Below are 11,746 nucleotides of genomic sequence, written 5' to 3' on the forward strand. Positions count from 1 at the left end.
CCAAGAAAAGAGAGTGACACCATGGCACTGCCGGTCATCCGCGAGGACATGACACGCGACGAGCTGGACAAGATGATGACCAGCGCCTGCGACGCCTCGACCCTTTTGAAGGCGATCAGCCACGAAGGGCGGCTGATGATCCTGTGTCACCTCGTCACCGGCGAAAAGTCGGTCACCGAGCTTGAGCATTTGCTGCACGCCCGCCAAGCGGCGGTGTCCCAACAGCTCGCGCGGTTGCGACTGGAAGGGCTCGTGACCCCGCGCCGCGATGGTAAAACGATCTACTATTCGCTGACGGACGACCGCCCGCGCCGTATTCTTGAAGTGATTTACGAGTTGTTTTGTTCGGTCGACACACCTGCGGATACGCAAAAAGCGGCGGAGTAGAACCGCTTAGATCAAGCAGTCGGCCGGGCCAGATGGGGTATCCGTAAAAAAGATTTTTTACGGTTTATCAATGATATGGGGTGGATAACTCATGTATGACTGGATCTCGGACGCCAATCTTGCCGCGCTGATCGGGCTTGTCGGTGGCGTGATGCTGGGTCTGGCCGCGAGGCTGGGACGTTTTTGCACGCTGGGCGCAATCGAAGACACGCTGTATGCCGGTTCGTCGTTGCGGCTTCGCATGTGGGGCATCGCCATCGGTGTCGCCATGATCGGCACGCACATGCTGATCGGTTCGGGCCTGTTGCCCGCCGATGACGCGCTTTACCTTCGCCTCGAATGGAACCCGCTCGCCTCAATCATTGGTGGCCTACTGTTCGGTTATGGAATGGCCTTGTCCGGCAATTGCGGCTTCGGCGCACTGGCGCGTCTGGGCGGCGGCGATTTACGTGCCTTTGTCATTGTGATGGTTATGGGGCTGGCCGCATATGTGGCAATCTCGGGCCCGTTGGCAGCGCTCAGGGTCGCCCTGTTTCCCGAAACTCCCGCGGACCCAAGCGCCCTGCCCTCGATCTCGGCTGCGTTGGAAAACATCGTGGGGCTGTCATCGGGTGCTGTTGGGGTCATCATTGGCGTCATCCTTGTTACGGCCATGCTGCTCAACCAAGACCTGCGCAAAAGCCCATCAACCATCGTTTGGGGCGCGGTCGCGGGGCTTGCTATTGTCATAGGTTGGGGCGGCACAGCATGGGTTCTGGGCAACGGATTTTCCGCAATCCCCGTTGAAAGCCACACCTTCTCTGCCCCGCTTGGCGACACTCTGATCTATTTGATGACCTCGTCCGGTACAGAATTGAACTTCGGTGTCGGCAGCGTCGTGGGCGTTTTGGCTGGCGCATTTATCGGCAGCTTGTTCAAAGGACATTTCCGATGGGAAGCCTGCGAAGACCCTCGCGAGTTGAAACGGCAAATGGCTGGTGCTGCCATTATGGGATTCGGCGCTGTGATCGCGTTTGGTTGTTCGATCGGACAAGGCCTGTCAGCGTTCGCGATCCTCTACTACGGCGCGCCGGTCACCTTTCTGGCGATCGTCGCGGGGGCTGCCATAGGTTTGCGTCAACTGATCTCTGGCTTTGTCGTCGCGGAATGATCTGACGCAACGCATTGCCCCTTTTCACACACCGACCAACCCGATAGGGTCCGCCCTCGAGACAGCATGGACAGGTGCCATCGGTCATACCAGATCAACGAGGGCCTGACGGGTCATGAACAGTTTCACTCCTAGCCCCGATCACGCCGGAGCATTCCGATCCGCTCTTGGATTGTTCACCACTGGCGTGGCCATCGTGACCACAGCAACGGATCGCGGTCCGCTTGCGATGACGGTGAACAGCTTTACCTCGGTTTCGCTGGATCCGCCGTTGATCCTCTGGTGCCCAGCCAAAGTATCGGCCCGCCACGATGGGTTCCTTGCTGCCAAAAACTTCGCGGTCCATCTGTTGTGCGACGACCAGCTAGAGGTGGCACGCAAATTCGCCCGGCAAGGCGAAGATTTCAGCGGCATCGACATAACCATAGACAGCCACGGCGTCCCCCACATCAATCCTTGCCTGACACGATTTGATTGCACGACCGAGAACACATTCGATGGCGGAGACCATTCAATCGTTCTGGGCCGCGTACAGCGCGTGACTATGCACGAAGGATCACCGTTGGCTTTTCACGGTGGGCATTTCGGCGGCTTCAGTCCCGAACGTTAACGCCTCTATGGCGTCATGATGTCAGCGCGTTCATAGCTGTTGGTGGCTTGGGCCCCATCGTCATAAACCACACGCACAGTGACCATATCAATGGAGCCTAGATCGAACGAGACATAGGGCAGTTTGTCTTCGACCTTGATCGCGTTGGGCTGAGGTTCGTTCTCGTAGCATGGCTCAGCGTCGAACACCCGTTCATCGCCCCCATTCAGCGCATAGCTTATTTGATCAAGCCCGCAACGCCACGCCAGAAGATGGGTGAAATACAGAAGGTCCTTGCCGTCATATTCGCGCACGGCCACCCAATTTCCCTTGGTGGCATCCAGTATGGGACGTACTTCGACAGCGGTGGTGAAATTCTGAGCAAACGCACCCGATGCTAGGCAAGCGGCTACGGCGCTTGAAGCGCAAAACCTCGACACACGAAAACTTGTCAAATGGTGCACAAACCTGTTCCTTTTCATTCGGGCGCAGAACCGTCGAATTCGACCACAGATCGCAAAGCGACCAAAGGATGTTCGAAATGCTTCCAGACTCGCTCCCTTCCTGCCTATACTGCCCGAAACGAGCAGCACAGGCAAAGCACCGATGCCCAAGACCCCCGCGAAATCGGCGAAATCACGCCCTGCCTTCAACATTGTCATTGTGGCGCAGGCGGGACGGCTATCATACGAGGCGCTTCTCTTTGCGGCCTCACTCAGGCATTCCGATCCTGGATTTGCCGGGCGTCTGCTGGTCGCGGAACCTCAGCCCAGTGAACATTGGCCCAATAATCCCCAGATCAAGCCCCATATCCGCGACGCGCTAGAGGCGCTTGGCGCAGAAATCATACCGTTTGAGAACCAACATTTCGGGCATAGCTATCCCAATGGCAATAAGATCGAAGCCCTGGCGGCCATGCCCGATGGCGAACCCTTCGTATTCTTTGACACCGACACGGTCGTGGCCGGAAAGCTGTCAGAGGTGCCGTTCGATTTTGAGCACCCTTCTGCGTCGATGAAACGAGAAGGGACGTGGCCAAAGATAGAGCTTTACGGCCCCGGTTATGGTGAGACCTGGAAATCGCTCTACGACAAATTCGAGCTGGATTATGACGCGTCGCTCGATCTCAGCCAGCCCGACGAATATTGGCAACGCTATATGTATTTCAATGCAGGTTGGTTTTTTGGCGCCTGCCCAAAAACCTTCGGTGAGCGGTTCCAAGAATACGCCCTTGCTATTCGTGACGACCGGCCTGACGCATTGGTGTGTCAGGAGGTTTTCCCATGGCTTGACCAAATCGCGCTGCCTTTGGTCGTCTCAAGTTTCGGCGGCGGGCGCCCTGGTCCCGAATTGGACGGGCTGGATGGTGATGTCACCTGCCACTGGCGTGTGCTTCCACTGGCCTATGCCCGAGAAAATGATCGCGTGATCGAAGTGATCGAAACCGCCGCCGCGCCTAACAAGATCAAGAAGGTCCTGAAAGAATATGATCCCATGAAACGGATGATCTATCAGTCACGTGGACAGAAGGTGCGCGCGATGTTTGATCGGACGGCCCTGCCCCGCCGCGAACAGATGATCCGAAACCGGATCAAGCGCGAAGGGTTCTGGATGCGTTAAGCCGCCGGCAAAGCGTCCCGCACCTGTGCCGCGGTCAGTCCGCCAGCCAGTCTTGCGCAGCTTGCCGGGTCGAGACACCGAATGCTCGCAGCTCTTCCCCATCTGTCGTCACATGCGCCAATGCGGCTTCTTGCACCATGCCGTCAGGCAAGATAACCGCGCATTTTACGTCCGCGAGATCCGCGCGCTTGAGTTCTTTTGCCAATCCCTTGGCCAGCTCAGACAGGTATCCGTCAAAATCTGCACCTATCAAGATGCTGAGCCGCGTGCCCTCTGACAAATCAGCTTCGCCATGGGTAAACAATTTATGGACGTCTCCCGCCAATATCGTTCCGGTGGCCTCAAACGCCTGTACGCGCGTGTTGTCTGTGTCCAATTTGTGAAACATTTGCAATGCCCCTTCAGGTCAAACCCGTGCAGCCACTCTGCACAGGTTGGGTTCTTCGCGCGCTAGTCTTACTTTCAGCACCCCATTCCTATCCCGTCGCGGGGCCCATGTCTGTCATCTGGCAGACACTTAACGGCTTTCGGATGCCGAACCCGCTTTCGCTGTGACAGATCCAGCATCACCCGGATTGATAATCTCGGGTGGATCAAGTTGATGCAAAAAGACCGAGCGGGTTGGGAAAGCAAATCCAGATCCTGCGCCCTTTACAATCGGAATCATCGCCAAAGCAAACTCTTCTTTGATCTTCAACCATTCGCTCCAAACTGTTGTTTTTGTGAAGCAATAGATCATTAGATTGATTGAGTTTTCACCGAAACTGTCAACGCGCACGAACAACGACGCCTCGGGGGGCTGGCAGATCCGGTCGTCGTTTTGCAGCCATTGTTCAACACCATCACGAATTTGCTCCAACTTCTCTGGGGGCGTTCCATATTCCAAGCCCACCATCCAATTGATCCGCCGATACGTCATGCGTGAAAAGTTGGTCATTGCATTGTCAGCCAGCGCCGAATTCGGGACGTAAACCGGGCTAAGGTCAAATCGCCTGATTTTGGTCGATCGGAAATTGATCTGTTCGACCGTGCCCTCAACCACCCCATCAACCTTGATCCATTCACCAGGGCCAAACCGCTTTTCGGTCATGATCAACACGCCGGAAATCAGGTTCGACAACAAGTCCTTGGCCGCAAGTCCAACGGCGATCCCAAACACACCCAGGCTTCCAATCAAAGGTGCCACAGGTATGTTCCACATTTGCAAAATAATCGCGGCGCCACAGGCCAGCACAAGGAACTGAACTGCAAAACCCAGCCAGCGCTGCGCAGATTTCTCAAGATTGAGATTCATGCGATCCCAAAGAAGGTCGGTATTGGACGACAGACGCGCAATTGCCCAGAAAACAGCCGCAACAACCACCGTCTTCATAATCAACCCAGCCAATACCGAGCCTGATCCATTAAGGTTTAGGACGTGCAGTGCAAAATAGGCGCCAACAATCAACGGAATGACCCTAAGCGGGGGCACAAGCGCATCGACCAAACGCTTTCGCAGGTGGCGCTCCGTTTTTTGCGCCTGTCGTTTCGCAATCCGGTCGAGCACCGGCCGGATCATCCAGACCAGCACAAGAGCGACCAGCATGATTGACGCCGCTGACAAATAAGCGGACCAACTGATACCAAACGGCGCATGGCCCAACGTACCCGACAGGGTCTTCTCCAAACTGCTGAGTTCGTTCATTTATCCCTCGTGTTCAATATCGCAATCACAGAACCGGTCCAATGGTCGCCATGACGTTGTGCCAAATGCGCATGTACCACGGCCAAGCCAACACCTCGGTCAGCGTGACAATCGAGGTGCGCGCGACATAGTCCTGTTGCCGCTTACAGATCGCCTCGGTCGTGCTTTTGTCCTGTAACAGAATGTTGTTTTCATAGTTCAGATCAAAACTGCGCAGATCAAGGTTTGACGAACCAATTAAGCTAATCTTGCCATCAATCGTTAGCGTCTTTGCGTGTAAAAGCCCGCCGTTGAACTCGTGGATCACGCAGCCTGCCTCAAGCAGTTTGCGATAGTAGCTCCGGCTGACTGCAGCCACGACCCAACTGTCGTTCACCGCAGGAAAGATCAAAGACACTTCGACGCCGCGATGGGCCGCTGCGCAGAGCGCTTCGAACACGGTGCTGTCAGGTACAAAATACGGGGTAGAGAGGCACAACTTAGATTGCGCACATGCAATCAGATTTGCAAAAAGCTGAGGCGTCGCCCCCCGCCGCTCGGTCGGACCATCGCCCATGACCAATGCCGGAAATCCATCCTCGACCGGCTCTGCGACCAAATCGATATCATTCAGCATCTCGCCGGTTGCCTGCATCCAATCGCTGGCGAACAACAGCTGGTTTTGCGATACCACCGGACCTTCGAAGCGCAACATGATGTCCACCCAAGGCGCGTATTTGGCCTTGACCAGAAACTCCGGATCCGCCGAGTTGCGGCTGCCGCAGTAAGTGATACGTCCATCAATCACGGTGATTTTGCGGTGATTGCGAAGATCAAGCCGGCTGGTCAGAATGGTGCGGATCGGGTTGTCCAACGACATGGCGACTGCCATCTGAACCCCTGCATCCTTCATCCGCTGCCAAAGCTCGGATTTCACCAACGCCCGCGACCCCAACCCATCCGCCATCGCACGGCACGTCACACCGCGCCTTGCGGCCCGGATCAATGCCTCGGCCACATCGGTACCTGTGTTGTCGTCAAGCCAGATGTAATAAAGAACGTGGACATGATCCCGAGCCGCATCAATATCCGCAACAAGACGTTGGCGCGTCTCGGCTGCGTCGGCCATTAGCTCGGCCCGGTTGCCGTCAACCGGATAAAACCCGTTGATTGATCCAGCATAGTTGAACGGTGGTTGATAGAGCGGGTCGATCAATCGCGCAACATCACCACGCCGTCCCATGAACGCCACCGCCCGCGTGCGGATTTCACTGAAAATCCTATCGTGCAGCTTGTTCGCACGATTGCCCAGATCAACCTCGCCAAACAAGAAATAGATGGCGGCGCCAAAATACGGCAAGATATTCAGAACCACGAACCACGCAAGCCGAGCAGGTGGTGACAGGTCATCGCGCAACAGAATGCGGACTGTGAACGACAGCACCAACAGGATGTGGAAAGCAAGAATGATGGTCATGCACGACACTCCTGTCAGTGAGGATCCCTAGAAAGTCTGTGCCGCCAGACAACGCTGTTTTCCCTCGCGAGGCAAGACCCGGACGAATACAACTAGGCCAGATGGCCTTCGGCCCACTCTATGACAAGTCGCGCTCTAGTCCTTGGCCAGATCGTCGTAGTCGGCGACCCGCAGATATGCGAACTCTCGATAGAGCTTAATCGAGGGGCGCAAGCCGAACAGCACGGACCCCACAAGGAACAACCATGTACCGGCATAGGTGGTCGCCGCGCTGAAAAACAGGATGCTGCCAACAACGAACAAAGCAGCAGCCGAGAAGTCGACGATCGTGTAAGCCAGCTCGCATAGGGCATAAATCTTCTTATGTTGGGCGGATCGGGTGTGATTGTCGGGATTGAACAGTTTCATTGTCTCTGCCTTTAAAAAACCGCCACCGGTTCACGTGACCCGATGGCGGAGAGGTTTTGGTTTTGGTTGGTTCAGTGTCGTATTTGGGCAAAAGGTGCCTGGGCGATCAGCCGTTGCGCAGGTTCAAGCCCAGCAGGATCATCGGGATACCGGCCATGATCAGCTCGATCCCCAAGAACAGGCCCAAAATGCTTTCAGACGAGCTTGGGTAGCCCGCAAAGATCATCCCTGCCAGCAAGATCGAAACTGCGCCGGAAAACAGGATCATCCAAAACGCGCTGGTGTCTCGCAAGACGCGCGCCATGAAAAGCCGTACAACGCCCGAGAACAGAAAGGCCACCGCAATCAGCACGGTCAGGGCCATCAGCCCTGCCAACGGGTTGGCAATCATGAACACACCGATGACGAACATCGCCAGTGCCGACAAGAACGGCCACAGTCGATCACCTGACATACGAAAGGCCGATGCAAGACCGAACGCGCCGCTGATCAAGAACAGCCAACCCAGGAATATTTCGACCGAGATTGAGGCCGCAAATGGGTTTACCAGCGCCAGTATGCCCCCAGCCAAGGCCAACACGCCGATGAGTACTAGTCCAGTAGAGCTTTTCATTTTTGTCCCCTTTTCAGATGGCCCTATTGCGTTGGGTAAAGCGACGGAAGGGCCGAGCGTCCGCGCACGCCTAGCCCCTTGTGAGGACCGCGTTTTCTACTTTTTGTCAAGCTGTTTAGCAGCTGTATCAAATCGGGTGCTGTGCCAATATTACTCGAAGAGAAAGCGAATTGCTCGATCTCTCGAATAGCCCCATCAAGCGCTTTGGCATCACAGTCATGAGACATCTGACGCAGCGCCAGAAGGTGATTGTAAAAGCCCATCGCATCGCCATTCCGGGCACAATCTTGCAGCGCTGCCATCAGCTCTTTCTGGGCCGGCCGCGCAGATATAGCCGTCTCTGTCGCCCGCACACGGGTTCGATTGCGGTACCAAAAACCACCGCCGAACAAAAGCGCCAACAGGGCAAGCCCTACGCCCCCGATCAGCACGTAGTTCGAGTTATCTGTTGACGTTTCTGCGGCCGCTGGGGCCGGGTCAGGCTCCGGTGTATCCTGAACCACCGGAGCGGCAGGTGGGATTGTCCCTTCGGCCTGAATTGTCACAGCCGGTAAGGTCGCCGTTTTCGATTGATCGCTTTGTGTGTCCAGCCATTGGACCGAAATCTCGGGCAAAGTGATCTCTCCGCCGCGCGTCGGCACGACGGACAGAAGAAAATCGCGCCGGGCGACGGTGCCATCGGCGGTTTCGACCATGTCGGTCGACGTGTCATCCAGGTAAATGCGGGCGCCGTCGGGTTCGGTAAAACTGATGTCGGGCAACTGCTCGGGCCGCGCTCCAAGCGCCAAAAGGCTTACGCGACGGGTCACAGCCTCGCCTTCGCGAAACGTAGGGTTGGCAGGCTCCCACTGGCTTTGGAATTCGACCGCTTTGGCGGGCAGAAACCAGTCCGTGCCCCCGCCAGCCTGGCCGGCCAAAACATCGAGCGGGATCGCATCACTGCGCGCGGCAAAGGGCTTGCCGCGGTTGAACATGTCACCGAACGGGGACTGTCCGAACCCCATCTGCTCCATCATCTGCTGCATGCGCGATGACCCAAAACCCATGTTTGCAAACGGATCACGTTGCCCACTCGGGTCTGGAAGCGTCCCGCGCAGTGTGAATGGCGCAATCGTCAGCGGGCCGGCGCTTTGCGGGCGCAACAGATAGTCACGTTCGATCACCGACACTGGGCGCCCATTTCGGTTGATCTGAGAGGACCGGTCCTGCCCGGTCTGGCTCAGTTCGAAATCTCCGCTAGGCGCGATCAACTCGGCGCGCTGTAAGGGTGTCGACGTTTCGATCCGTACCGTCAATGGCACTTCCTGAAACATGTAATGCGTGCCGTCTTCGATACTGGCGCTGACGCTGATGCCGCTTGCCCCTTGCAGTTTCGGCAAGCTCGCCGCATCGACAACCTGAACCGTAACTGGATCGCTGGTCAAAGTTCCCGCACTTAAGCTTGGGATCGTCACGGTGCCTTGCGCTTTTGGTGACAATGTCACGATCCAGCTTAGGCTTTGGGACATCTGCCCATTGATGATCTGGGTTTGCGAGGATTGTGAGGTGCCAAGCACGTTGAAATCCTGATCAAGCGGCGCAAGATTGGGGGCGGCTGCGCCCTGCCCTTCTGTCGACAAGATCAACTGAAAGCTATCGCCTTCTGCCACCTGATTGGTGTTCACGCGTGCGGTCAGCCCATCGGCCCAAACGGCGGATGTCAGGATGGCGGCTAGCGTGGTGGCCGCGATTGTTGATTTCACAAAACGTATCATTTCGAACTCCTCGCTTAACTGCCTGAACCCACTTGGCGGGCATAATGTTGGCGAATACGGGCGCGCAAAAGGCCTGAAGGGTCATCCGGCACGCGGCGCAGTTGCTGCTCGACCGCTTGGTTCAGCGGTTCTGCGCCGGGGCTTGAGCCCTCGACCATTTCTCCCGCTTCATCATCGGACCCGCCACTCAGGGCGTCAGACAACATTTCGGCCAAGCCTTCTTCTTCCCCCTCTTCTGCGGCGCTTGGGTCGTTCTGGCCAGCCTCAGCGCCATTCGCATCCTGAGATGCGTCGACACCCGGCTGTGGCGCTTCGTCTTCGCCATTGGCTTGTTCGCTTGCTGATTGCTCATCCTGCGTGCCGGTGTCATCAGCTTCGGCTTGGTCCGCTTCAGATTGAGCGTCTTGGTCTTGTTGCCCAGCTTGCTGCTGGTCTTGCTGACCTTCCGCGCCCTGCTGACCGTCGCTCGCTTGCTGCGCATCAGAGGGATCATCGCCTGATTGCTGGTCTTGCGATTGCTCGCCTTCGGACTGTTGGTCCTGCGACTGCTCTCCACCACTTTGCTGGTCTTGTGATTGCTCACCTCCAGACTGCTGGTCCTGAGATTGATCACCACCCGAGGATTGATTCTGCTCTTGGTCCTGACCACCACCTTGTTGCTGTTGGTCTTGTTGCTGTTGTTCCTGCTGTTGGTCTTGCTCCTGCTGCTCTTGTTGCTCCAGCAAATCTGCAATCAGATCACGGTTGAATTGCGCATCCTCATTGCCCGGATCAACGACCAGGGCCTTGTCATAGGCAGCAAGCGCCGCTTCGAACTGACCAGATTTGGCCAGCGCGTTGCCAAGGTTATAATCGTCATTCGCAAACCCCTCGGTCGCGGTTGCATAATCGCCTGCCCGATACGCCGCCGTGGCCTGCCAGTTTGGTGCCTCAAACAAGGTTGCGGCATCTAGATAGGCGCCCGCCTCAAACGCGGCCTGCCCTTGTTGGTTCGGTGTGGCCCACAGATCGTCCCAAATCCCGGCCTGCGCCGCCTTCGGTTGCATGGCAAAGCCCGACGCCATCAAAGCCAGTGCAAAGACCAGTCCGCGACGAAAGGCAAACGGTGCAAACAGCGCGGGGATCAGCAACAGCCAATACCCCATGTCGACCCACGTATCCGCGTTGAAATCCTGCTGATCGCCCGCTGACACTTGATCCAATCCGGTGTCGGGCAAAATGCGATCCAAATCGGCATTGCCCGGCGTCACCATGGAAAACACCCCACCACCGGCCTGCGCGATATCCTGCAATTCGGATTTGGACAGTTTCGTCACTAAAGTCTCGCCACTGTGTGAAGCAATGGCCCGCCCGTCCGAGGTTTGCAGCGTCGCGCCCTCTTCGGTGCCTGCACCCAACACAGAGACCGAGTATCCGGCGCGATATGCTGCCCTGGCGGCCGCGATGCTGGCGTCGGCGTCGTCTCCTGCATTGTCGGCCATGACGATGATCTCGCCACGTGTCGCGCCCGCACGCGCAAGCATGTCTTGCGCCTCGGTGATCGCTAGGTCCAATCGGTTGCCCAAAACAGGCATCAAATTGGTCGAAAGCTCGGGCAACATCTGTTCGATCACTTTGGGATCACTGGTCAGCGGGGCAGCCACAAATGGCGCGTCCGAATAGATCACCAATCCACGTTCATCGCCTTGGGTGCGCCCCAACACATCGCGCAGCTTGTGGACCGAGCGTTTCAGCCGCGTGGGCGTCAGGTCGTCAGAATTCATTGATTGTGCAAGGCTTAGAACCGCAACAACGGGTTCACCGCTTTCAAAAGACGGCACTTCGTTTTCTTCCCAAGTCGGACCGGCCATCGCCAGAACGGTTGCCACAACCATCAAACTGGCGACAACAGGAGTAACGCGAGATCGTTTCGCCTCGGTCCCGCTGATGGCAAGATGGGCCAGCAGGTGACTGTCAATCAGCTTGGCCCAGCCCTCGGACGCGCCTGTATTTCGGTTGCGCATCACCAGCCACCCCAACAGGATCGCGGGGGCAAATGCCCAAAGCCATTCAGGCCGAAGAAAGTGGAAATCAGCGAAGTTCATA

Annotated in this window: 12 protein-coding genes; 4 read left to right on the forward strand and 8 right to left on the reverse strand. The window is 56.8% G+C overall.

The features are described from left to right. The first annotated feature begins 21 nt into the window (after positions 1 to 21). From V6N04_RS04080 to V6N04_RS04090, 3 genes are all read left to right on the forward strand, one after another. Complete coding sequence (locus V6N04_RS04080) at positions 22 to 387, forward strand: ArsR/SmtB family transcription factor (RefSeq protein ID WP_371168856.1); 366 nt, start codon at positions 22 to 24, stop codon at positions 385 to 387. A 91-nt stretch (positions 388 to 478) separates the two neighbouring features. Continuing rightward, positions 479 to 1,537, forward strand: a complete 1,059-nt coding sequence (locus tag V6N04_RS04085) for a YeeE/YedE family protein (protein WP_371168857.1) — start codon at positions 479 to 481, stop codon at positions 1,535 to 1,537. 115 nt (positions 1,538 to 1,652) lie between these two features. Beyond that, positions 1,653 to 2,147 carry a flavin reductase family protein gene (locus V6N04_RS04090; protein ID WP_371168858.1) on the forward strand — a complete coding sequence of 165 codons (495 nt, stop codon included), beginning with the start codon at positions 1,653 to 1,655 and terminating at the stop codon, positions 2,145 to 2,147. Positions 2,148 to 2,152: 5 nt separating this feature from the next. On the opposite strand, the gene V6N04_RS04095 is transcribed toward V6N04_RS04090, so the two are convergent. Continuing rightward, positions 2,153 to 2,590, reverse strand: coding sequence for a hypothetical protein (locus tag V6N04_RS04095; RefSeq protein WP_371168859.1), 438 nt, complete (start codon positions 2,588 to 2,590; stop codon positions 2,153 to 2,155). A gap of 142 nt (positions 2,591 to 2,732) precedes the next feature. Here V6N04_RS04095 and V6N04_RS04100 point away from each other — a divergent pair, with 142 nt between their 5' ends. After that, complete coding sequence (locus tag V6N04_RS04100; RefSeq protein WP_371168860.1) at positions 2,733 to 3,746, forward strand: hypothetical protein; 1,014 nt, start codon at positions 2,733 to 2,735, stop codon at positions 3,744 to 3,746. 34 nt (positions 3,747 to 3,780) lie between these two features. Here V6N04_RS04100 and V6N04_RS04105 read toward each other — a convergent pair whose 3' ends face one another. From V6N04_RS04105 to V6N04_RS04135, 7 genes are all read right to left on the reverse strand, one after another. Beyond that, entirely contained in the window at positions 3,781 to 4,134 is a 354-nt protein-coding gene (locus V6N04_RS04105) for a hypothetical protein (RefSeq protein WP_371168861.1), read from the reverse strand. A 129-nt stretch (positions 4,135 to 4,263) separates the two neighbouring features. Then, complete coding sequence (locus V6N04_RS04110; RefSeq protein WP_371168862.1) at positions 4,264 to 5,430, reverse strand: mechanosensitive ion channel family protein; 1,167 nt, start codon at positions 5,428 to 5,430, stop codon at positions 4,264 to 4,266. Between the two features lie 25 nt (positions 5,431 to 5,455). Continuing rightward, positions 5,456 to 6,886: a cardiolipin synthase gene (gene cls / locus V6N04_RS04115; protein ID WP_371168863.1), complete on the reverse strand. Its 1,431-nt coding sequence runs from the start codon at positions 6,884 to 6,886 to the stop codon at positions 5,456 to 5,458. 135 nt (positions 6,887 to 7,021) lie between these two features. Further along, positions 7,022 to 7,294: a YrhK family protein gene (locus tag V6N04_RS04120; protein WP_371168864.1), complete on the reverse strand. Its 273-nt coding sequence runs from the start codon at positions 7,292 to 7,294 to the stop codon at positions 7,022 to 7,024. A 106-nt stretch (positions 7,295 to 7,400) separates the two neighbouring features. Beyond that, the gene (locus V6N04_RS04125) at positions 7,401 to 7,907 is read right to left on the reverse strand and encodes an HdeD family acid-resistance protein (RefSeq protein WP_371168865.1); all 507 of its coding nucleotides are present in this window, start codon (positions 7,905 to 7,907) and stop codon (positions 7,401 to 7,403) included. 23 nt (positions 7,908 to 7,930) lie between these two features. Next, positions 7,931 to 9,661, reverse strand: a complete 1,731-nt coding sequence (locus V6N04_RS04130; protein ID WP_371168866.1) for a BatD family protein — start codon at positions 9,659 to 9,661, stop codon at positions 7,931 to 7,933. A 14-nt stretch (positions 9,662 to 9,675) separates the two neighbouring features. Further along, positions 9,676 to 11,745 carry a VWA domain-containing protein gene (locus tag V6N04_RS04135; protein ID WP_371168867.1) on the reverse strand — a complete coding sequence of 690 codons (2,070 nt, stop codon included), beginning with the start codon at positions 11,743 to 11,745 and terminating at the stop codon, positions 9,676 to 9,678. Position 11,746: the final 1 nt, after the last annotated feature.

It is taken from the genome of Aliiroseovarius conchicola (assembly GCF_041403445.1).
Taxonomy (GTDB): Bacteria; Pseudomonadota; Alphaproteobacteria; order Rhodobacterales; family Rhodobacteraceae; genus Aliiroseovarius; species Aliiroseovarius conchicola.